Here is a 23,119-nt window from a genome sequence, read left to right as displayed (position 1 = left end):
CCCCCCGCTGCCCAGGAGTTCCCGATGTCTTCGTCCCACCAACTGATAGCCGACGCGGCGTCCGCGAACGCGCGGCGCTTCGCATTCGTCAGCGACGCGTACGGCGACATGACGTTTGAAGTCGTCGACGTGACCGGGCGCGAGGCGATCTCGCAGCCGTACCGATTCGAGCTGACGCTCATAAGCGCGGAGCCCCAAATCGACTTCACAAAGATGCTGAGCCGCGCGGCGACGCTGACGATCCGCCCGCAGTATGGCAACGCCAACACGACGCGCTATTCCGGTGTGCTCGCCGAGTTCGACCAGCTGAACGGCTTTCGCAACCGTACCGTCTATCGTGCGGTACTCGTGCCGCGCCTCTGGCAGTTGTCGCAGTACAAAGTGTCCGACGTCTACCTGAACGAACAGACGATTCCGGACATCGTGAAGAGGGTGCTGCGCGCCGCGTCGTTCGGCGGCCGTGACTACCGGTTCCGGCACGGCGGCGCCTATCGGAAGCGCAGCTTCGTCTGCCAGTACGACGAAAGCCATCTCGATTTCGTGTCGCGCTGGATGGAAAAGGAAGGCATCTATTACTACTTCGAGCAGGACGGCGCGCGCGACACGCTCGTGATTGTCGACGAGCGCCGCCATCAGCCGGGCCCCGCCGACGATCTCGCACTCCGCTACCTGCCCCCGACGGATTTCGACACGGGCATCGACGCAAACCGCGTGCAGGCGTTCGCGTGCCGCGCGAAGCCGCTGCCACGCGAAGTTGTGCTACGCGATTTCAATCACCGAAAAGCGGAGCTACCGCTCGAAGTCCGCGAGAGCGTGTCACGCGACGGCGTCGGCGAACGGGTGTCAAGCGACGAGCATTTTCATACGAAGGAGGAAGGCCAGCGCTATGCGAAGCTGCGCGCCGAGGCGCTGATCTGCGAAGGCCGCCGATTCGCGGGCGAAGCGACCGCGACCGGGCTGCGCGCAGGCCGCTTCATCGCGCTCTCGGGCCACTATCGTACGGATTTCGACGGCCGCTATCTGGTGACGGCGGTCACGCACCGCGGCTCGCAGGCGTGCCTGCTGTTTCCCGATCTCGACACGCCGTTCGGCGCGACGCCGCGCGAAGTCGTCTACCGCAGCGAATTCGACGCGATTCCCGCGAACGTCCAGTACCGGCCACCGCGCACGACTCCGAAGCCGCAAGCGGCGGGCGTCGTCAGCGCGATCGTCGACGGCGAGGGCAGCGGCAAGCTCGCCGAGCTCGACGAATACGGGCAATACAAAGTGCGCTTTCCGTTTGCACATACCGCCCATCCGGCGAATAAGGGCTCCGCACGGATTCGGATGGCGACGCCGTATTCGGGCCGCGACCGTGGCATGCATCTGCCGCTCCTGAAGCAGACCGAGGTAAAGATCGCATTCGACGGCGGCGATCCCGACCGCCCCGTCATTGTCGGCGCGGTGCCCAATTCGTCGCACCACAGCGTCGTGACGCGCAAAAATCCCGCCGCGCACCGGATCATGACCGAACACAACCAGCTCTACATGAAGGACGGCAGCGACGCAGCGACGTGGTTGCACGCGCCGAACAACCATATCGGCATCGGCGCGGTCGGGCCGAGCGACGGGCTCGCGCTTCTCACGTCCGGCAACAAGTTCGATTTCTCGCTCGGCAACGCGTACAGCTTCTCGGGTGGACTCAAATGCAAAGTGTCGATGGGCGGCAACACCGACGTCTACGTCGGCGTGCGCAACAGTCTCGACATTAGCGCGAATTTCATGACGACGCTGCAAGGCAACCTGCACTGGATGCTGCCCGGCAGCCGGGCCTACGAGATCAACGACAGCGCGTCGACGCTGCTACAGACGCTCCACAAGCAGTCCGCAACGCGTGCTATCCGGCTGTCCGCGGGGCAGGACGCGTCTGCCGTGCTGCAAAAGCAGCTCGATAAGCTGAAAGGCACGGTCCGCAAGTTCATGATCGTGTCGGGCCTCGCGAATGTAGGGGCAGCAGCAGCCGCGGCAGCGCTCATCAAGGGCAGCGATGCAAGCGCCGATTTGCCATGGGAGAGCTTCGGCGTGTCTGCCGGACAGTTCGCCGGCGCGACTGCCGTCAGCGCCGGCCTAATGGCGACATCCCGCGCGCTGCTGATGAACATCGCAAAGCTGCAGGCGACGCTGCCGCTCATCGCCGACCTGTCGCTCGGCAAGCACGGCATCGCCCTCGCGGCGAAGAACCTGGCGCACGCGACCCGGATGTCGTTGACCGTAGACGGCGTCACGTGGTCAACGCACGGCAAAGGGCCGGGCGCAGCCGATGTCGCCATGAGCGTCGGCAAAGGCCATTGGGGCGTCGAATCGGCGAAACATGCGCACGTCCACGCGAACGACACGGTGCTGTTCGCGGTACCGGCCGATCCGGCGACCAAGCTCGACCTCAAGGACCTGATCGGGCTGCGTCAGAATCTCGACGCATGTCTGAAGGACATCGCCGATCTCGAAGCCGACATCTCGGAGCACCAAGTACTGTCGACCGATCAAAACGCGTTCGGCGTGAGTGCGCTCGTGCCGACGCCACCGTCGCCGGCCGACGCAGTCGAGGCGATCGCGATCAAGGCCAAAGAGGCGAAGCTCGTCGAGCTGAACGCAAAGCAGAAGCTGGTCGCGCTAAAGATCGACAACCTGCAGCAAAAATTCGTGAAGCACGTAAAGAATCTGAGCGCCGTGCGGATAAGCGCATCCGACGCGGAGCTCGGCTTCAAGGGCAACCGGCTCGTCGCGACAGCCGACGGCGTCACGCTCGCCCACGCGCAGGGCAAGGCGAAGCTCGACGTCAGTGAAACGAAGATCGGCGTCGAAGCGGGCAAATCGAGCGTCGAGGTCGACGAAGGAAAGATTGCGGCCGAGTGCGGCTCGACGGCGCTCAAGCTCGGCAGCGACGGCGCGATCAATGTGCGTGCGACGAACCTCAAGCTGAGCGGCAGCGCGTCGGTGAAGATCGACGGCCAACTGATCCAGCTCGGCTGATCTGATCACTCGTACGAATTCCTTCATGAAAATTGTCAAACCCAATACGCTTGCACTGCTCTACCGAACACTGCGCTTCGAAGGCGTCGACCGGCTGTCGATCGGCGCGCTCGCGCTCTTTCCGCTGCGCGCTGACGCACCTGTCGGCCCTGATGACCTCGCGACCGAGACAGAGCTCTGGCAAGTTGCACAACAGATGTTCGACGAACACGCACTGCTTGACGAAGGCTTTCCGAAGCCGGCAGGTGAATTTCTCGTCTACGGCAACGTGTATGCACCTGCGTGCGAACGCGGCGCGCGCACGTCTATCGCGGTACGCGCGCGCATCGGTGCGACGTGCAAGGAACGGCTCGTCGACGTGCGAGCGTCCGCGCCGCTTGCCGATTTCCGCGCGTTGCTGGCCTCGGATCGCGAGCGTGTGCGCCATCTCGGGCCATTGGACGCCCGCTGGCAGGCGAATCATTGGCCTCATCTCCCCCCCGGCACACGCGCCGAGTACTTCCACGCAGCGCCACGCGACCAACGGATCGCCGGATTCTGGCGCGGCGGCGAGAACATCGAGCTCGTCAATATGCATGCGGATCGGCCGATCATCGCGGGCGCGCTACCGCGTCTGCGGGCGCGCTGCTTCGTCGAGCGCATGGTCGGCGGCGTCGCGCGCGTTGACACGTGTCCAATGCGTGCGGAAACCGTCTGGCTGTTCCCCGGCGCGGTCTGCGGAATCATCCTGTATCGCGCGCTCGCTGCGATCGACGACGAAGACGGCGATGATGTCGTGCGCGTGATCGCCGGCTGGGAATGCGCCGACGCTCCGCCGCTGGCCGACGATGCTTACATCGGCCAGCCGATGATCGAAGATCGGCGTCCGCTCGCGAACGCCGCCGCGCTGGCAGAAAGCGTCGACGATGAAGCGCGCGCCAATACTGGCCCCGACGTGGACCGTATGGCGGCCGTGTCGGCCTCGCACACGAAACCGCCTGTACTGGACCTGTCCGAGCTCGAACGGGATGCGGCGGCACTCGCCGTACAAACCGACGCGTTGCTCGCCGAACACGGCCTGACCGAAGCCGATATCACGCGGCTACTGCCCGCGCGCGTCGCACCCACCGACCTGAACTTGGACGAACTCGCCGCGCTCGCAGCGGAACTCAACGCGCAGACCGAGCAATGGCAAACGCAGTGTTGCGCATCAGCGGTAGCCGGCGTGCAAAACGCCACTCCGCCGTCGTCATCGTCTCCTTGGTCGCCGGAATCGGACGACGCACCACTCGTCAAACTGCTCCGGCAAGCCGACGCGCAAGCCCGCGCGCTCGTCGAGCAGCTCGGCTTATCGCGCGCGCAGGTGCAGGCGGCTGCGCACGACCGGCCCGAGCTTGCCGCGCTCGTGGACGCGCTCGATGCACCGCTCGACCTCGGCGCGCTAACGACAGGCCTCGCGGCGCCCGGTAACCGCGAAGCGATTGCACCGGATGCGCTGGTCGCCCCCGAACAGCCGCCCGCCAATCAGCTCGACGATGCCGCGCTAGCGCTCCCCGCCGCTTCGCAGATCAGCGGTGCGGCGCCCGCGCCCCCGCTCACGCGCGAGTTGGTCATCGAACGCCACGCCCATGGGCTCGGCTTCGCCGGCCTCGATCTGAGCGATCTGGATCTCTCGTCGGCAGCGCTCGAGCACGCGGATTTCCGCGATGCACACCTCGAGCGAACCTGCTTCGCAGGCTGCAAGCTGTCCGGCGCGTCGTTCGAGCGCGCCCTGATGTCGCATGCGGACTTCTCGAACGCGGACCTGAGCGAGACGACGCTTGTACAAGCGTCCGCGCCCGATGCATCGTTCCGAGGCGCCACGCTCGACCGCGCGCGCCTCGACCGCACCGACTTCACCAACTGCGACTTCACGCGCGCGTCGCTCGTCGACAGCCGCTGCGTGGGAGCGCAATTCGATGCAAGCGCGATGTCTGCGCTCACCGCCGCGCGACTCGATGGCGCGCATGCGAGCTTTGCTGGCTGCACACTCGACGCCGCCGATTTCACGTCCGCGCGCTTGCCGCGCGCGAACTTCCAGCACGCAACGCTTACGGACGCAACGTTCGCGTCGGCGCAATGTGACGGCGTCGAATGGCATGCCGCGCAAGCGCCGCACGCTCGATTTCACGCGGCATCGCTGCGCGGATCGCGCGCGGACGCGGCGACGTCGTTCCGGCAGGCCAACCTGAGCAGGGCGTCGCTCGACGATGCGAACTGGGACGGCGCGGACCTGAGTCACGCGAATCTGCACAAGGCGACGCTCGATCGCGCGAGCCTCGTTCATGCGATCGCGAGCGGCACGCAACTGACCCTGACAAGCGCACGGCACGCCGATCTGGCAAAGGCCGATCTATCACACGCGGACATGCGCTTCTCGAACCTGTTCGGCACATCGCTACGCCGCACACGGCTCAACGGTGCCCAACTTCAATCGAGCAACCTGTACGGCGCCGATTGCTATGGCACGGCGCTCAGCCGATCACAGTTCGACGGCGCGAACGTCTATCGAACCCTGCTTGACGTGCCGGTCCACCTCTTAACAGAAATCGCCCGCCGATCCATTTGACGATACCGATGTCCGACATCCTTCAGGCGGCACTTGCCACCCTCGCCGACACCCGCACACTATCCGGCGTCGATCTTTCGTATGCCGATCTTTCGCGGCGCGACCTGTCCGTCTGCACATTCGACCGCGTGATCTTGCGCGGCGCGAACCTCTCGGGATCGCAGCTCGACACGACGTGCTGGCTGCATTGCGACCTGACGGGCGCACGCGTTGACGGCGCAACACTCGGCGGATCGAGCTGGCACGCGGTCGCGTTGCACGGCGCGAGCCTGTGCGCGACAACGGGAGACGCGTTTGCGATGACAGACGCCGATCTCGCCGAAGCGACGCTAACCGACACGCTTTGGGCGCGCTCGACGTTCGAGCGCTGCGACCTCACTGCCGCACAGTGCACAGGGGCAAAGCTGCAGCGTTGCGAAACCGTCGATTGCCGCTTCGAGCACACCAACTTCGCGAACGCCGAACTCGAGCGCTTCGCAGCGATGCACGCCGACCTGTCGACCGCCCGCTTTGACGCCACGCGTCTGACGAACGCGCTCCTCACTAACGCGGATCTGTGCGGGCAACGCTTCGACCACTGCGAACTAACAATGACGCATTTCAACGGCGCAAAGCTGTCCGGCAGTGATTTCAGCAGCGCATCGCTCGTGCAGACGATGTTCTTCGATGCCGACCTCGAATGCGCGACGCTCGCTGGTGCGCGCGGCCGCCATACTCGCTTCGCGGACGCGACGCTCGTTGGCGCCAACCTCACCGGGGCGGCATTCGACGAAACTGATTTCGCGCGCGCGCGCTTGTCTTCAGCAAACGCCCGTGGGTTGCGTGCACAGATGTCGCTCTTCGCGCATGCCGATTGCGCCGATGCCACGCTCGCGGGCGGCAGCTTCGTTTACTGCGATTTCTCGCACGCAAAGCTGTCGCGCGCTGACTGCACCGACGCCGATTTCTCGCATGCGAACCTACACGCCGTCGACGATCGCGCCGCCCGCTGGGCCGGCGCACGCAAGACAGGCGTGCGCCCGACCGATCCCACACTCGCGCAGGCCGAGCGATGGACCGCACCCGAACGATAACGCCTGGCTCTTACGCTCCGATGATGAACGTTCCTTCCTCTTCCGCTCCGTCGATCTCGCCACTTCCGTCCGTCGACATGCCACGCATACTCGGCGTGACGCTGCGCGCGTCGCACGTAACCGGCCGCGTCGGCGACTGGCTGCTGCTCGACGACCCGGTCGGTCGCGCGCGACGCGCCGACGGCTGCGTGCTCGCCCCCGACGTCGGCGACAGCGTGCTGATCTGGGCGTGCGCAGCCGACGACGCATCCGGCAGGCCGCCCGCTTATGTACTCACTGTGCTCGCGCGCGTCGGCGCGCCTCAGGCCGCGCTCGCGCTGCCCGGCGGCGTGGTGTTCGAAACCGGCATCGACGGGCTGCGCATCGACGCGCCGCGCATCGCGCTCGCGGCGCGCGACCGGATCGACGCCCGCGCGGCGCGTGTCGACCTGAGCGCGCATCGCGCATGCGTGCGCGCCGCGCATCTCGACGCGTGCGCGCAGTCGATAGACGGCCGCGCGCACGACGTGCGGCTCGTTGCGCGCCGCTTCACGTCGACGATCGGCCGCGCACTGCACACGCTCGGCGATTGCTTTCGCCGCGTGCGGGGCGTCGACGACACGCGCGCGAGCCGAGCGCGCTGGCAGATCGACGAGCGCGCGCATCTGCACGCGCGAGATGTCACGCTGCTCGCCGACCGTCACGTCGGCATCGACGGCGAACGCATCGACCTCGGCTGATTTTCTCTTCCCGATTCGGAGTTCAAACATGTTTGTCGTCACCACCGCGTCCGGCCTGTGCATGAGCCCCGCCGACGTCTGCAAAACGCCGACGCCGACCGGCCCGGTTCCCATCCCGTATCCGAACACCGGCGCGCCGATGATGGCCTCTTCGATCACGACAAAAGTACTCGTCTGCGGCATGCCCGCGCTCACGAAGAAATCGACGATTCCGATGACGAACGGCGATCAGCCCGGCACCGTCGGCGGCGTGATGTCCGGAAAGATCATGGGCAAAGTCGAATTCGCGGCGGGCAGCGCGAAGGTCAAGTTCGAAGGCAGCCCCGTCGTGCGGCTCTCGACGCCAACGAAGCACAACGACGGCAATGCGACCGGCGCCGTGCTGCAACCGAGCCAGCAAAAAGTGATGGCGATGAGCTGAGAATTCGACATGAACGATCAACGGATTTCCGCACGGACGACGGCGCGCCGCCTCGCGGCGCGCGCGTGCGCCGTCGCCGCACTCTCCGCACTCTCCGCGTTGACGGGCTGCGCGGCGGGCGTTACCGAAGAGCAGGCGCGCGCCGACGTGCGATGGGACTACGTGCCCGACGCGCTGCGCATCGATATCGATGCGTCGCCACGGCTGAACGAATACCTGAACGCGCCGCACACGCTGCTGCTCACGATTTTCCAGACCGCGGACGCGCAGGCGTTCCGCAACCTCGCCGACGATCCGGACCGCCTGCGCGCAACGCTCGCGGCAGGCGAGACGGCTACAGGCTTCATTCAGACCACACGCTACGTCGTCTCGCCGGGCGCGCGCGTCGCATTATCGATCGATCGTGTGCAGCAGGCTCGCTACTTCGGCATCGTCGCCGGCTACTACGACACCGACGGCCCGCGCTCCGTGCGGCTCTACGACGTACCGTTGCGGGTCGACAAGCGCGGCTGGCTCTCACCCACCTATCACGCCTCGCCACGAACGCTCGAATTGAAGCTACGACTCGGCGCGCAGAGCATCACCGACGCGCGCGAAGCGCGCCTGAGCCTGCCACCATCCGGCGCGCGCGCGTGGACGCAGCTCGACTTCGGCGCGAAATCCCTAACGCTGCCGCCCGACGACGTAGCTGAGGACAAGCACAACCGCGACGCGACCGGCGCGCAGCGCAAGCAATGACTCACGAACCCCAAATGAACAACATGGATAACGTCTATTGGCATCAGGGCATGCTCCTGCAGCCGCAACACTTCCAACTGGCCGAACTACAGCAGCAGTTCCGCGCCAAGCCGTGGCTCGCGTCTGGCCCCCCGCACTTCTGGGGCGTCGGCGCGCTTTCACTCGCGGAAACCGCGATCGATAATCGCGTGGTCGAGATCCGCTCCGCACACCTGCTGTTTTCCGACCGCAGTTACGTCGAGTACCCGGGCAATGCGGTCATCGCCGCGCGTGCGTTCGATCCCGCGTGGCTCGACGACGGCCGGGCGCTCGTCGCTCATGTCGCGCTGAAGCGGCTGGCGCGGGACGCGAACAACGTGACCGTCGCGGCCGCCGCCGATGCGCTGCCGAGCGTTGCAACGCGCTACGTAACGCTGCCGTCCGCCGACGACGTCAGCGATCTCCACTCGGACCACCCGCCCGCGCCGGTGCGCACGCTCAAGCACGTGCTGAAGATCGTCTTCGAGCACGAGCTTGACACATTCTCCGGGCACGAGACGGTCCCGTTCGCGCGCATCGTGCGCGACGGTGAGCGCCTGCGGCTAGACAACGAATTCGTGCCGCCTTGCTACGCGCTGTCCGGCTCGCGCGGGCTGCTCGACCGAATCCGCTGCATTCGCGACGAGCTCGCAGGCCGCGCGCGGCAACTGCAGCAGTACAAGAGCCCACGCGAGATGCAGCGCGACGAGTTCGACGCGAGCTATACGGCGTTCCTGCTCGCGCTGCGCTCGCTGAATCGCTTCGGCCCGCTGCTGTTCCATCTCACCGAATGCGATCAGTTGCATCCGTGGGAAATCTACGGCGCGCTGCGGCAACTCGTCGGCGAACTGAGCGTGTTCTCCGAGCGCTTCAACATGCTCGGCGAAGCGCTTGACGCGCGTGGGCTTGACGCGCGTGGCGGCCTACCGCCGTACGACCATCGCGATCTCGGCGGCTGCTTCTCACACGCGCATGCGCTGATCGGCCATCTGCTCGACGAAATCGCGGTCGGCCCCGACTGCGCTGCGACGTTCGAGCCCGACGGCCCGCAGCAGCCCGCGCAGTGGTCCGCACAACTGCCGCCTGACGTCTTTGGCGACCGCCATCTGTTCTATCTGGTGATCCGCAGCGAGCATGATCCGGACACAGTCGCGCAACGCTTTCTGCACGGCAGCCGTATTGCTGCGACCGACGAGATGCCCCAGCTTACCGCACTCGCGCTGCCGGGTGTCGAGCTGACCCGCCTGCCGGGCGCACCGCAGCGGTTGCCGCGCCGCAGTGGCACGCAGTACTTTCGGATCGAGCAGACCGGCCGCCAGTGGGACGCAATTAGGCGCGATGGGCACGTGTCGTTGCGCTGGCACGACGCGCCGGACGACCTGCAAGTGGAACTCGTCGCAGTAAGGCACAAATCATGAAACTGTCCGATTCCATGATGCCGCTCGTCGCATATGCGCGACAGTTCGCGCAACACCCACGCGGCGATGCCGCTGAAGTTGCGCTGCGGTTTGAATATCTGATCGAAAGCGCGCGTGATCACGCTGCGTGTGCCGGCGTATCCGAAATCGACGTCGACCATGCGCTGTTCGCCGTGTGCGCGTGGATCGACGAAGCATTACTGAACAGCGGCTGGGACAACGCCGATCGCTGGACGCTACGGCTTTTGCAGAAACACTACTTCGACACGTCGCACGCGGGCGTCGAATTCTTTGAGCGCCTCGAAACACTCGACGGCGAGCGCGCGGACGTGCTGGAGGTCTTTCTCCTCTGTCTACAACTCGGTTTTCGCGGCCGATACGGCTACGACGGCGGCAGCAGGCCGCTCGATGTGATCCGTCAACGCGCGATCGAAGCTCTGTCTGCGGAAGCGGCCTCGCGCGCCGAGGGCGAACCACTGTTTCCAGCCGCCTATACGGGCATCGAGTCGCACGCCACGGTGGCAAAAGCGCGCGCGCACCGCCGTATCCGGCTCGCGGGCCTGAACTTCGGAGTGCCGCTCGCGATCCTTTTGTCCCTTTATGTGATTTTTCACGTCGTCATCGCGCGGATGGTCGACTCGGTACTCCCCACATTGCAATGAAGATCATCGGTATGGTAATCGCGCGCATTGCGGCGTTAGTCGCACTCGTCGCGTTCAGTTGGGCGACAACGCTCTATTTCGACTGGCCGCTGTGGTGCGCACTCGCCGCGTTCTGCGCGGTACTCGCCGGATGGCTCCTGGCTCGGGTCGCGCGTCGCGCGCTGCGTGCAATGCGCGCGCGGGGGCAATTGGCGCAACTCGACGCGTCCGAGCGCCTGCCCTCCGATCGCGAGACGCCTGAAAAGAATGCCGCCGCGCGTTGGCGAGCCTCACTCACGGCGCTCGAGCGCGCAGTGCCCGCTCCTGGCCTACTCGGTCGGCCGCGGAACGCCCAGCCATGGTATCTCGTGATTGGCCGCTCCGGCTCGGGCAAGACGACCGCTCTGACTCGCGCGCGTGTCTCGTCGCCACTGCGGCGCGCGCGCCGCGATGCACCCGTCGAGCCGACCGAGGATTGCGATTGGTGGTGTTTCGACGACGCGGTCATGCTCGATCTCACGGGCCGCTTCGCCGAGCCCGACGCGACGGACGCCGACCGGCACGAGTGGAGCGCCATCCTTGACCGGCTCGGCCGCGCACGCGCGCGCAAAGGCATCAATGGCGTCGTCGTCGCGATCGATGCGCCGCGCCTCGTCGAAGCAGATCACGACGCGCTGACGATTGACGGCCGCGCCATCCGTGAACGACTCGAGCACCTGATCCGGTTGTTCGACCGGCGCTTCCCGGTCTACGTGCTCGTCACACAGTGCGATCGGCTCTATGGCTTCGAGGAATGGGCCAAGCAACTCGCTCCGCAAGACCGTGAGCGCGCGTTCGGCTATCTCGGTGATCACGACGCAAATGCGTTCGTCTCGCACGCGTTCGACAGCCTCGACGCGCGTCTGAGCGTGCTACGAACGGCGCTAACGGCGCGCGGCGAGCCGCCGTCGCCACGCGCACTGATGCTGCAGCACGAACTCGCACGTCTGCGGCCCGCGCTAGACGCGTTCGCGCGCGCGGCGTTCGGACCGAACGTCTATCAGGAGACGCCGTATCTGCGCGGTCTGCTGCTCGCGAGCGGCCGACAGACAGGTGGCGCGCATTCGCTGACGCTACCCGACTGGCTCGACGCCGCGCCAGCGCACGACCCCGACGACGCCGGCCTGTTCCTGTACGACGTATTCGCGCGCGTGCTGCCGAGCGATCGTGACGCGTCACGCCCCGTCGAGCGGCCGAGCCGCTCGCGGCTGACGCTGCGGCGTCTCGGGCTGGCCGCATGGCTGCTCGGCTGCGTCGCGGTCGGGCTGCTAATGACTGCGTCGTTCGTCGGCGACATGCGAACCGTCGAGCTGGTCCGCCGCGACTATCCCGCGCATCCGCGCTTCACAGGTGAGTTCCGGCACGATGCGGCAACGCTCGAACGGATCGGCCGCGCGATCGCCGACGTCGAGCAGCGCGACGATCGGCCGCCCGCTCGCACCATCGCCGATGCCACGCCCGTCGGCAGGCTCGAAGCGGAACTCAAGCGCCACTACGTCACGCATTATCGACGGTCGATCGAGCCTTCCGCCGACCGGCTGTTCTTCGGTGAGCCGGACGATGCAAGCGACGCGCGCGCGAACGGCAGCGGCGAAGTCGCCGCGCGCATCCGCAATCTGGTCCGCTACGTGAACCTGATGCAGGCACGCCAGCGCGGCGCGGACCGCAAAACGCTCACGCGAATGCCCGCGCTGAAGATCACCCGGGCGCCTAACAAAGACGAGGCAGACGACACACGCGATCGTGACGACGAAGCGTCGCCGCGCATCGACGCGCTCGCCGTCAACCAAATTGCCTGGAGCGCGCCGGACGACGGCGCGCTCGCAGCTCGAATCGCGGCGGCCCAAGCGCAGCTCGAACGGCTCGCGTACCGCGATCCCAACGGCGCATGGCTGCTCGACGCGCCCGACGCGTCTACGCCACACGACGTGACGCTCACCGACTTCTGGCCGGCCGCTGCAGCGCGCACGCTGCCTCCCGCGCTGCACGACGTGCGGGTGTCAGCCGTGCTGACGGCCGCACATCGTCCGGCAATCGATGCGTTCCTCGACGAAATGGCGCAGGCTGTGGCGAACCGGCCAACGTTCGCGTTCCATCGCGACGCGTTCTACGCCTGGTATCTCGCGCAGCGAATTGACGCGTGGCGCGACTTCGTCGCTCGCTTCCCGCAGGGCGAGAAATTGTTGACGAAAAAAGCGCAATGGCGCGTGGTGATCGACCGAATTCCCGACCGCCGCGATCCGTTCGCGGCGCTGCTCGCGCGCATCACGCGCGAATTCGAATCCGAGCACAACGATACGCTGCCACCCTGGCTGCGGTTCGTCCGGACGGCGTCACGCATGCTCGCGCCCGTATGGGCGCCCACGCCAAACAACGGCCTCGGCGCGCTGCTCGGCTCGATCTCGCGCAGCGGTGGCCGGGCCTTGCACGAAACGCTCGGCGGCGCGCCCGCGCAAGGACGGTTGACGCTCGAGCGCGACGCCGCGCTGCGCGACGCGCTCGTCGACTACGATCGGCGCGTCGCCGCACTCGCCGTCGACGCGCTCGCGGGCACAGGCGCCGCCTACCGACTCGCAGCCGACTTCCACGGGTTCGGCGCCGATGCATCAGTCGAAGCGTCCGCGATGCGGGCAGCCGACGACGCGCTACGGGGCGTCAAGCAACTCGCAGGCGATCGCGACGGCGGCGGAGACGTCGTCTGGAGCCTCATCGGCGGCTCACTGCATTCGGTATTCGCGTATGTCGAGCAGCAGGCATCGTGCGCACTGCAAAGCGACTGGGAGCGCGACGTGCTGTGGCCGCTCAAGCGCGCCGCAACGCAAGACGATGCGGACGACCGGCTGTACGGCCCGCAAGGAGCGATCTGGGCGTTCGTCAACGGTCCCGCGAAGCCGTTCGTGCGCGTCGGCGCGGCGCGTGCGTCGGTGGTCGACACGCTCGGCTACCGACTACCGTTCACCGACACGTTCCTGCCGCTTCTCGACGACGCGGCTGCCCGTCGCGTCGCGCAAGCGCGGCGCGACGCCGAGCGGCGCGCGCAACAGCAAGCAGCGGCGGAACTCGACGAGCAAATCGCGTCGCTCAGCCGACAGATCGACGCGCTACATGCGCAGACGATGCACATCGGGATCGTCGCGCAGCCAACCGACGTGAATCCGGATGCGCAGGCGAAGCCGTTCGAGACGATGCTGACACTACAATGCACACCGCAAGCGCGCACGCTAACGAACTACAACTTCCGCGTATCCGAGCAAATCGATTGGCGGCCTGATCAATGCGGCGACGCGACGCTACGCATCGCGCTCGGTGGCGTCACGCTCGTGCGTCGCTATACAGGGTCGCTTGGCGTCGCGCGCTTCGTGCAAGATTTCCGCTACGGCGTGCGCCGTTTCACGCCCGGCGATTTCCCCGACGCGAAAGCCCAGCTCGAACGACTCGGCGTGCGCTACGTCGACGTGCGATACGACTTCTCTGGGCAGGACGCGCTGCTCGCGCAAGTCGACCGGATCGACGAGCTCGAACAAACGCGTCGCGACAACATCGCGCGCCAGCGGCGCAACCCGATTCGGCAGAATGACGAAACGGCCGCGAGCGCCGCAGCGAACGCCGCGCTGCCTCCCCGCATTGGGGCGTGCTGGGGCGACCCGGCTCGCGACGGGCAAAACGCCGGACAAGGTGCGTAATCCGCGGTCCCTTCCGAACCGGCGGCGCACAGCGCCGCCGGTTCATCGAACCCGTTCATGTCCCTCTTCGATCTTGTCATGATGAAACGCACTTCGACACACCCTGACCATCCCAACGCGCCGCATTCGGCGCATCGTCTTATCCGCCCGGCCCGTACCGGCGCGGCCACAACGCGTCGTCGCCCGTGCCGCGTCAGTGCGGCGCTCGCGCTAGCCGTCGCGTCGTTCGCCGGATGCGGCGGAGGCGACGATTCAAACCAGTCCGCCACGAGCGTGCTCGCGCCGCCGACAGTGCAACTCTCGTATCCAGCGCAACCAGCGGCGCCGCAGCCGAATGTGCCCGCAGCACCCGCGCCGTCGACCGCGACTCCAACAACACCGCCCGCTGTCGTATCCGCCGGCGTCGCGCCGACGCACGCGGCATTGCGCCGCCCAACGATCATGCTCGAATTCGATCGTGCGATCGAACCGCGTTCGGTCAGCAACATCGCGCTACACGACGGAAATCGCGCAAGCGTTGCCATCGGCCCGTTGTCGTGGCTGAGCGATCGCCGGCTCACTTTCGCGCCACTTGTGTCGCTTAAGTCGAACAGCCGTTACGAAATCGTACTGCCGACCGGCATCGAAAGCGTGACGGGAGAACGGTCGGCGCACCGCATGACGGCCAGCTTCGACACTACGCCGACCACACCGCCGCGCGGATTGTCGAACCTCGGCAACACATGCTTCATCAATGTGGCGCTGCAACTGGCCGTCCATTCGACAGCGCTCGACGACATTCTGTCGAATGCCACCGTCGATTCCGCCGTGCGCGCGCTGCTCGACGGCTATGACGCTGCGCCAGCCAGTGAGCTCGAGAAACAGTGGCGCGCAGCAGTCGCCGCGATGCGCGCGCTGCCGCAGTTTCGCGGCGGCGGCATGGGATACACGTTTGATGTATTGAAGGCGCTGCAGATGCCGCTGCATTCGGCAGATAACGCGGACGCGATACGCTACGCGCCGCCGGAAGCAAAAGCGTTCTATCTGACCGGCATACCGCTCAGCTACGCGGAGCTGCCGAACCATGACCGGCTCGTCGCATTCGACTACAGCACGGGCGGCCATTACATCGCATATGTGAAGCGGGATTCGATCTGGTACCGCGTCAACGACGGCGTTGTAACCGAAGTCACGGAGCAGCAGTTGTCCGCCCTGCCGGCTCATAACCACCAAGGCGCCTTGGCGATCGAGCTCGCGATCTATCGCTGATCGGTCGGCACACGCAGCACGCCGACGCCGTACGCGGCGTCGAGCGGCTCAGCTTCGCTGCGGCGTCCCCGCGCCGCGCGCCGAACGTCGCCGGGCGTCTTACCGAAGCGCTGGCGAAACAGCTTGCCGAACGTCGACTGATCGGGGAAACCACACGCGTGCGCGATCTCGCCGATGCTAAGCGTGAGCCCTGGTTGCTCGAGGTAGCCGAGACTGCGGTTCAGCCTCGCATCACGAATCGCCGCCTTCACCGTCTGCGATTCGTGGCGGAACAAACGATAGAGCTGTGTGCGCGAGCAATGGATCGCGTCGGCAATTCGGTCGGGCGTCAGGGTTTGCAAGTGGAGATGCTGACCGATGAAGCGGTACGCGGCCTGCAGACGATCACCGCGCGCAGGCGCGGCGCGCGGCGCGCGCGCCGATAGCGCCGCCTGCAGCAGCATGCGACCGAGGTCGGCCGTGCGCGCGAGCGTGTAATCGAGTTCGCCGGACGACAGCGCCGGGCCGCGCCCACCGATGAGCGCCAGCTCCGCCGCAAGAAACGGCGCGAGCCGGCCCGCCTGCAACGAAACTGCGGGTTGCGACGCGTCCATCGCCACTTGGCCAAGTGTCCGCCCCACTGACGAACGCGGCAATCTGAGTGCGCTGAAGCACGGTTCTTCCCAGTGCACATGCATCGGACGACCGCCGTCGAGCATGAACAGTTCGTTCGCACAAAAGCGCGCGGCCGGCGAGCCGGGCGCCTCGACCACGCATTTGCCCGCGTGCAGCGCGCAAATCGTCACGTGCGTGTCGGTCGTCGCAGCCTTCAGCCACCCTTCGGTGATCCGCGCATCGAGCGATGCTCCGCGAAAACGGACGAACCGGGCGCGCTCGCACCTGCACAAAAAACCGTGTCCATGAAACGTCCGCGCCCGTTCCGCACGCACTTCCTCGCACTGAAACACGTGCGCGCTCCAGAACGCCGTTCCGTGCACAAGCGGCATGTCGTCGGTGGAAAAGAACTGCAGCAGCGTGCCGCTGCCAAGCGCGTGCATCTTCGCCATGATGAAGCCCGGTGAAATGTGCGACTGGAAGACGCGCCGTGCGTGTCGCATTGCATGTGTTGCGCGGCGTAGGTCACGTGTCATGCGACACAAAATCGGAACCCGCTGCGTGCATCGCGCGATATGGGGCGTGCACTGTGTTACATGAGCGGATGCGGCGCATCAAGATGCCCGGCGGGCGCGGCCGCGTTCCCGCCACACCGCGCACGGGGTGACAGGCTTGCGCGACATCCGCCGCCCGCTCCGCTGCGTCACCGGCCCACGTGCGCATTCATCCTGACGCGAGTCGTCTGCCCGGCCGCGCCGCGCGGGCGCGGCATGCGTTCACAGTGTCGGACTCTGCGTGCGCGTTGGCAAGACTTTGTACTTGCAGTCCTCGGGCCGGTCGCCGATGTGCCGATTAACGAACGCATGGAGTTCTCTCAGCTTGCGCCGTTCGAAATACAGGCCGCGGTGTGCGACGCATTTGACCGCTTCGATCGTCTTGCCGAACAGCCCTTTCCTGGCAAGCTTTTTGCCGACCTCGTCGATGTTAATGGTAATTCGCTTTTGTTTCGCGAGCAGCACCGGTTGGCTGACAGCGCTGTTGAAGCGGATCTCCCTGAGCACATCCATTCTGATGGCCTTGATCTCGCTCTTCAGCGCCCGACCGCGCTCGTCGCGGTTCTGTTTCGCATGTTTTTCAACTACGACATGTTGAGGTTTCAAAATCGCGGGGGACATCCCAATCGTTTTCATGATCTGTTTCCTTTTCCTGAACATTAGCGAGCGTTCATTCTCCGCCGCAGATTGGCTCGGCACTTTCACGAATCGCTCGCCCGGCTACACGGCGTAGCCTCGCTTGCTTCGTCGCACGAATCGCACAAGCTGCGCGAACAGCGCGAGTCGCGGAACGCAAGCGCGTACGACGCCCACAATCGCGTCGCGCTGATTAAACCGCACAGCAAACGGATCCGCCGAAGTGTCGTACGCACGCGCCATAGAGCGCGAACCCGCGCCGGTCGCGCGCTACGTCAGCGGCGCGCACGCATTCGCGTATCCGTATCGATACGCCCACTGAATCACGTTCGCCACGTTGCGCGCGCCGAGCTTCTGCATCAGCCGCTGCCGATGGCAATCGACCGTCTTCGGGCTGATGTTGAGCCGCGACGCGATCTCTCGGTTGCGCATCCCGTCGGCGATCAATTTCAGCACCTGCTTCTCGCGCCGCGTCAGTTCGTCGACAGGCGTGGAAAACGAGCGGCCATTGACCGAGGACGCGATTCTCGCGCCGTCGAGCGCCGGGTCGATATAAACTTGCCCAGACATCACGCGCCTAACCGCATGCAAAATGCCTTCCAGGCTGCACCACTTCAGCAAGTAGCCCGACGCACCGAAGCGGATCGCATCCGCCGCGCGCGTCTCAGATCCGAGCGCGGTGAAGACGATAAACCTGACGTTTGGATGCTCGCACAGGAGCTCGCCCATTGCTGGCAGCGGATCATCGCCCGGTAGCATCACCTCCATAAACACGAGGTCCGGCCTGTCGCGACGGCATCGGTCCCTCGCCTCAATCATGTCGGTGGCCCCGCGCACCTCGATTCCCGCATACGCCCTGCCGAGTACGACCTCAATGCCATCGCGCACGATAGGGTGACTGTCAATGACGAGCACCCTTTCACACTTACTCTTTTCGACCATAATTGATTCTCCGTTGCTCCGATGCGCCCCTCTTCCGTAAGCCCACGTGATGCGCCGCCTAGACGGCCCATGCCGCACGCTACGCACGCGCTTTTTTAACATAGTGCCCGCACGTCACCGAAATATTTCAGATCCATTTCATTAGTTCGCCGTTCAGCGATCCCAATTGCACGCAGGCCGTGCGTGACTCCGCCGGTGCGTCCCACGTGCGCGCGTCGTAGGCGCCCATCCGTGCGAACGCGTCGATCAGGCCTTCGAGGCGAGACGCAAACACTGCGAGTGCGTCGACGAATTCTCGGCTCTCGAGATTCGCCGTTGCAATGCGCTCGATCAGCATCACTGCTCCCGCTTCATCGTCGAGTCCGAGGCCGCTACCCGATTCGGACAAGTCGAGATTGACGACGAGCATCCGTCGCCAGAAGTCCGCAGGCGCATGCGGCGGAAATTCACCGACCATCCCATACAGCACGAGCGCGTCGGACCGGTCGCGAATCGAGATCATCAGTTGCTCATCCAGCAGCAGGAAACACTGCCCTTTCTCGTCGAAGCCAAGCGTCACGCCCGTCGCTTTGCTCAGCGCATTCAACAATTCGGTGTGTGCATTCATAGTTTGAGGTACTCCATCGGATTCGAATCGGTCGGTCGCGCGCCGCCAACCGACGAGCGGAGGGCATGCGTCATGCGGCGATCGCGGTCGACATGAACGCCTCGATTTGCCCGATCATCGCGTGCGCGGCCAGCATCCGCAGCGCGGACCGGTCGTCCGGCGGCGGCGCATCGAGATGCCGGCCGAGCGCCTCGACAAAGGTTCTCGCCTTGCGCGTCAACGCCGCGACGTCGTCGCGCACCGATGGTGCGCAGCGCTTCATCGCCTCGGCGAGATCCGCGTCCGCCCGATCGCGATGCTTGACGGATCGCGCGGCGGACAGCTCGTCGAAATACGCGCCGATCCGCTCGACTTCGAGCGCGTGACCGTCGAGGCGCGCTTGCCGCGGCGCGCCCGTGTGCGCGGGAACGCGACCGCGGCCGGCTTCGCCCGCGAGCACGCCCCGCACCGCTTGGCCGGGCTCCGAGAACGCGCGCCACGCCTCTCGCACGGGCGCGCTGTTGCACAGCCGATCGCAGTGGCGCGCGATATCAGCGCGCTGCTGGTTCAGCGTGTCGATCCTCGCCTGCACGGCCTGCGCATACGCATGCGCGCGATTCGGATCTTCGGAGATCCATGCGGCCGTATACGGCACGAAATGCTCGGCGCCGCCGGAGCGCAACACACGCAGCGCCATCGACGCGCAGTTTTCCTTCTTGCTGATCATCTGGTACTTGAGCTCGCCCGTCGTCGCAGCGTGCTTCACGGCACGCGCGTCGCGCAACATCGCCGCCTCGTTCAGGCCGAACAGCACGAACGCGTCCCGGCCGGCCGCCTCGCGCTTGTCGCGGTTCAATCCGATCGCCGGAAAATACACCTTGCGCGCGCTCAGCCCCCATCGCCACTCCTCATCCCGTTTCTGCCCCGCTCTCGGGAAAAAACGCGCGGCGCGAAAATCCGCTTCGTCAAGAAGATGGTTGGCTTCCTTCTCGATCTTTTCTCTCGCGATCTCGCCTCGCCGCAGATTGCGCACTGTTTCCTTGCCGATTTCCGATCGCTTGTCCTGCCGATATCGGCTCAGCGCCTTCGCTTCGACACGCCCGAATTCCTTGCTGTCGAGAGGTTTGAGCGGCCACCAACTAACGTGCTCGTACACATGCCGGCCGGCGTCGGCGTCCGCCTGATTCTTGATCGTCAGCGACGCGTGTCCCGGATGATCGAGACCTCGGCATTCCCATGACCGGAACACGATCTGGCGGGCGAGCGGCTTCGCATCGCCCGTCCCGTGAAAATGCTCGGCGATCGACATCATGTTGCGCACGAGCCGCCGATCGAGCGGCGCGTCGTCGCGGCGCGCGCCGTAGTCGAGCGCCGCCGTCGCGCCCTCCGGGCCGTATCGCTTCGACAACGCGCCCAGGAACACCGCGAGCGTGCGGCAGTTTTCCGTGCGGACCCGCTCGGCGTAGCGCCGCACCGCATCGCAGTGCTTGAGCAGCGGGACGTGCGCGAGAAACGCGAACAGCCGCTCCTTCATACCCAACCTCGCGACCGACACCGCCGGGCCGCGCGCGCCGTCACCGACGACGACACGCCCCCCCCACGGCAGCGCATGCGCAACGAATGCATCGACATTGATCATCAGGTCCTCCCATCGACTACGAGATATTCCGATACGACGCGGCAGCCGCGCAGGCCGCCGCACGTTGCTGTCGGACGGGCCGTCGCGCGCCGGGCATGCAAGCGAGACCGGCGCACGGCGCTTCAACCCGGTCGACATCGATACCGATGCTAAAGACATTCGTCCCGCGTCGCTTTCAGATTCCGCTCAGGCCGCCGCGTACATGTCGGCGCCGCCGGCAAACGATGCGACGTCACGGGCGAAGGATGCGCTCGTCCGCATGTGCGGCTCGCGCGGCCGTCCGGCGTCGATCCGACTTCGCAGCGTCGCACACAAGCGGATCCGGCCAAACGGGACAACTCGCGCCGATCCGTGCCAATCCATGCCGATTCGTCCCGCTTCGCTCCGACGTCGCCCATGGCTGCAAATGGTCAAAAATTGCCGTGCATGGCCGCCCGTCGCCGGCACGCATGAGCACTTTATGGAATCGGACCACGCGACTCGCCCCATAAAATCGAATCTATTCAGAAGCCTGTTCCCGCGCGCGCCGTTGTCGATCGAAATCGAAACCGAAATCGCCGCGCGGATGCGGGCGTGCCGGATCCCGCCATTCCACTCAATCGAGAGCACGACATGATTTCCAACCTGAGAATTAACAGATCCACGCACGTCAAGAAAGCGTCGTTCGACGTTCACGTCAAGCGCTGCGAAGCGCGACCGCGCACGTTGTTTGCCCAGCAGATCAAGCGCATCTTCAGCAAGATCGGCGAGACGCTCGGGCCGCTGTTCCGCCGCTGTGCGCCGGACAGCGCGCCCACGCGGGTCAAGCTGCAGGGCATTCGCTACGTCAGCAGCTATCGGCCCACCGGCGACCGGAAACAGGCGATCCGGCATTTCGTCGACGAGGCGGTCAAGCAGGTCGCCCACACGCGTACCCCCGAGATCCAGCAAGACGCCGAATTCGGCCGGCAGGTCTACGAAGCGACGCTCTGCGCGATCTTCAGCGAAGCGAAGGACCGGTTCTGCATGGATCCGGCCACCCGCGCGGGCAACGCGCGGCCGGCGTTCGTCGCGGCGCTCGGCGATGCGGCGCGCGCAACCGGGCTGCCCGGCACCGACAAGCAAGGCGTCTTCACGCCAAGCGGCGCCGGCACGAATCCGCTCTATACCGAAATCCGGCAGTACGCCGACAGGCTGATGGACGCAGAACTAGCCGCGTGCCCGGAATACCGGGAGCTTCAGCCGTATGCGAGACAACAGGCGATCGACCTCGTCGCAAATGCAGTGTCGAATGAGCGCAAGAACACGCTCAAAAATTTCCAGACGACGACGCAAGAGCTCGATGTCCTCCACCGCGGTGCAACGGGCACCGTATAACGAAGGCGGGTGCCGGCCGCGATGACTGGGAAACGCGATCGGCGTGCGGGTGCGCTCCAGTTCATGGAACCAAGTCTTCAATACCTGGGCCGTGTTTGACCACATCGGGATGCTTCGTTCCTTGCGGCCCTTGCCCATCAGGTTGATCAGCGTGCTGCCGCTGAACTGGACCTGCTCCTGTCGGAGCGCGATGATTTCGGAAACGCGCGCTCCGGTGTTGTACATCGTCAGCAGCAGTGCATAGTCGCGACGACCGCGCCATAGAGACCGGTCGGGAGCAGCAAGCAGCGCATCGATTTCGACTCGGGTGAGCGCCTGCACCAGCAGTCGATCGGTCCGCTTCAACGGAATCGCAAGTACGCGGGTACGGTTCCCGCGTACTCAGGAAAACTGCTCTGCAAGCACTGGCGGGGCGTTCGCGTTGAAGATAGGCGCACAATGCTTCGCCGACCTCGCAAGGCAACGGCAGTCTCCGTTCGCGGTGAGACTTTCCAGGACGAACGCGCACGCAGCCCTCGACCCAGTCGATGTCGTCGAGCATCAAATGCGTGAGCTCGCAGGCCCGTACGCCCATTCTCGCCAGGACCAGCAACATCGCCCGATTGCGCAACTCGTGAGCGCTGCCGTCGAGCGCTGCTCCGAGCACGCGCTCGGTCTCCTCTGTGGTGAGACGAACCGGCAGAGAGGCGTACTTCCACTGGAGCATCGAGGGAATCGCGGCTTCGAGCTCACGGCCCGCCATGCCGCAGAACATCAGATACCGGAGCCAAGCTCGCAGTGCAGTACCTGGCTTCTTGCGCGAGTGTCCGTGAAGACGTGCAGCCTCTTGGCGAACAAAGGCGGTGCGCCATTCCGCGCGAGGCACCCACTGGTCACGGGCGATTGCCGGGCAGTACTCCGCCAGGAACCGCCGGACAAAGAAGCGATATTGGCGGCGGGACGCGGATGCAAGCCCCACAACCTGCGAGAGATGGCGATCGAAATCGCCGACCCAGCTGTTCTGTTCGTCGGGCAGCGCTGCCTGCGCCAAACGCTTGCCGTTACCTCGTGATCGAGTTGCGGACGAAGTCGGAGACGGTGTGTTGTTCATGAGTCGGCCCTGAACAATTCACTTTGAACGACGACGGCGTTACGCGCCGCGCGTCATCATCAGGTTCCCGCCAATGACGCGCGCCAGAATCAGAGCGCAAAGAAGCCGCAGCTTCCTGAGGATCATCC

General features: G+C 65.5%; 17 protein-coding genes and 2 pseudogenes. 12 read left to right on the top strand and 7 right to left on the bottom strand.

Translation table 11 applies throughout. From position 1 onward, the window contains the following. Window positions 1–24 precede the first annotated feature (24 nt). The 10 genes from WS91_RS00080 to WS91_RS00035 are packed head-to-tail and all read left to right on the top strand — an operon-like array spanning window position 25 to window position 15,594. Entirely contained in the window at window positions 25–3,009 is a 2,985-nt protein-coding gene (locus WS91_RS00080; RefSeq protein ID WP_059574886.1) for a type VI secretion system Vgr family protein, read from the top strand. A 25-nt stretch (window positions 3,010–3,034) separates the two neighbouring features. Further along, complete coding sequence (locus tag WS91_RS00075) at window positions 3,035–5,596, top strand: type VI secretion system accessory protein TagAB-5 (RefSeq protein ID WP_059669536.1); 2,562 nt, start codon at window positions 3,035–3,037, stop codon at window positions 5,594–5,596. A gap of 8 nt (window positions 5,597–5,604) precedes the next feature. After that, on the top strand, window positions 5,605–6,669 hold the full coding sequence (gene tagB-5, locus WS91_RS00070; RefSeq protein WP_059574881.1) for a type VI secretion system accessory protein TagB-5: 1,065 nt from the start codon (window positions 5,605–5,607) through the stop codon (window positions 6,667–6,669). After that, window positions 6,648–7,388 (top strand): DUF3540 domain-containing protein, encoded by a 741-nt coding sequence (locus tag WS91_RS00065; protein WP_059669535.1) that lies wholly within the window; start codon window positions 6,648–6,650, stop codon window positions 7,386–7,388. The genes tagB-5 and WS91_RS00065 overlap by 22 nt, the downstream gene beginning before the upstream one ends. Window positions 7,389–7,416: 28 nt before the next feature. Beyond that, entirely contained in the window at window positions 7,417–7,809 is a 393-nt protein-coding gene (locus tag WS91_RS00060; protein ID WP_059574877.1) for a DUF4150 domain-containing protein, read from the top strand. A gap of 9 nt (window positions 7,810–7,818) precedes the next feature. Continuing rightward, window positions 7,819–8,547: a type VI secretion system lipoprotein TssJ gene (tssJ, locus tag WS91_RS00055; protein ID WP_059669534.1), complete on the top strand. Its 729-nt coding sequence runs from the start codon at window positions 7,819–7,821 to the stop codon at window positions 8,545–8,547. Window positions 8,548–8,570: 23 nt separating this feature from the next. Then, entirely contained in the window at window positions 8,571–9,983 is a 1,413-nt protein-coding gene (tssK, locus tag WS91_RS00050; RefSeq protein ID WP_059574921.1) for a type VI secretion system baseplate subunit TssK, read from the top strand. Then, on the top strand, window positions 9,980–10,645 hold the full coding sequence (locus WS91_RS00045; RefSeq protein WP_059574873.1) for a DotU family type IV/VI secretion system protein: 666 nt from the start codon (window positions 9,980–9,982) through the stop codon (window positions 10,643–10,645). Before tssK ends, WS91_RS00045 begins: the two co-directional genes overlap by 4 nt. 11 nt (window positions 10,646–10,656) lie before the next feature. Continuing rightward, on the top strand, window positions 10,657–14,346 hold the full coding sequence (locus WS91_RS00040) for a type VI secretion protein IcmF/TssM N-terminal domain-containing protein (protein WP_059669542.1): 3,690 nt from the start codon (window positions 10,657–10,659) through the stop codon (window positions 14,344–14,346). Window positions 14,347–14,403: 57 nt separating this feature from the next. Continuing rightward, window positions 14,404–15,594, top strand: coding sequence for an Ig-like domain-containing protein (locus WS91_RS00035; RefSeq protein ID WP_082717443.1), 1,191 nt, complete (start codon window positions 14,404–14,406; stop codon window positions 15,592–15,594). On the opposite strand, the gene WS91_RS00030 is transcribed toward WS91_RS00035, so the two are convergent. From WS91_RS00030 to bopA, 5 genes are all read right to left on the bottom strand, one after another. Further along, window positions 15,585–16,640 (bottom strand): helix-turn-helix transcriptional regulator, encoded by a 1,056-nt coding sequence (locus WS91_RS00030; RefSeq protein ID WP_059574868.1) that lies wholly within the window; start codon window positions 16,638–16,640, stop codon window positions 15,585–15,587. The genes WS91_RS00035 and WS91_RS00030 overlap by 10 nt on opposite strands. Before the next feature lie 324 nt (window positions 16,641–16,964). Then, window positions 16,965–17,378, bottom strand: coding sequence for a hypothetical protein (locus tag WS91_RS00025; RefSeq protein WP_059574919.1), 414 nt, complete (start codon window positions 17,376–17,378; stop codon window positions 16,965–16,967). A gap of 270 nt (window positions 17,379–17,648) precedes the next feature. Beyond that, window positions 17,649–18,293, bottom strand: coding sequence for a LuxR C-terminal-related transcriptional regulator (locus WS91_RS00020; RefSeq protein ID WP_059669541.1), 645 nt, complete (start codon window positions 18,291–18,293; stop codon window positions 17,649–17,651). A 154-nt stretch (window positions 18,294–18,447) separates the two neighbouring features. Beyond that, entirely contained in the window at window positions 18,448–18,927 is a 480-nt protein-coding gene (gene sicP, locus WS91_RS00015; protein ID WP_059574866.1) for a chaperone SicP, read from the bottom strand. A 70-nt stretch (window positions 18,928–18,997) separates the two neighbouring features. Then, window positions 18,998–20,545 carry an autophagy evasion T3SS effector BopA gene (bopA, locus tag WS91_RS00010; RefSeq protein WP_059574863.1) on the bottom strand — a complete coding sequence of 516 codons (1,548 nt, stop codon included), beginning with the start codon at window positions 20,543–20,545 and terminating at the stop codon, window positions 18,998–19,000. Between bopA and WS91_RS35325 the strand changes: the two genes are divergently transcribed. Together WS91_RS35325 and WS91_RS00005 are read left to right on the top strand one after the other, a co-directional pair. Continuing rightward, window positions 20,538–21,161, top strand: a complete 624-nt coding sequence (locus WS91_RS35325; protein WP_156432251.1) for a hypothetical protein — start codon at window positions 20,538–20,540, stop codon at window positions 21,159–21,161. The genes bopA and WS91_RS35325 overlap by 8 nt on opposite strands. Then, window positions 21,119–21,901, top strand: coding sequence for a type III secretion protein BopE (locus WS91_RS00005; RefSeq protein ID WP_269434491.1), 783 nt, complete (start codon window positions 21,119–21,121; stop codon window positions 21,899–21,901). Before WS91_RS35325 ends, WS91_RS00005 begins: the two co-directional genes overlap by 43 nt. A 72-nt stretch (window positions 21,902–21,973) precedes the next feature. On the opposite strand, the pseudogene WS91_RS37065 reads toward WS91_RS00005, so the two are convergent. Together WS91_RS37065 and WS91_RS38070 are read right to left on the bottom strand one after the other, a co-directional pair. Next, window positions 21,974–22,222 (bottom strand): annotated as a pseudogene (locus WS91_RS37065) (tyrosine-type recombinase/integrase); the annotation flags it as partial. Between the two features lie 112 nt (window positions 22,223–22,334). Next, window positions 22,335–22,607 (bottom strand): annotated as a pseudogene (locus WS91_RS38070) (tyrosine-type recombinase/integrase); the annotation flags it as partial. Window positions 22,608–23,119: the final 512 nt, after the last annotated feature.

Origin of the sequence: Burkholderia sp. MSMB1498 (assembly GCF_001526245.1) — a bacterium.
In the GTDB taxonomy this organism is placed as follows: domain Bacteria; phylum Pseudomonadota; class Gammaproteobacteria; order Burkholderiales; family Burkholderiaceae; genus Burkholderia; species Burkholderia savannae.
Note: the sequence above shows the minus strand (reverse complement) of the source record. Positions and strands in the feature narration are given on the sequence as shown.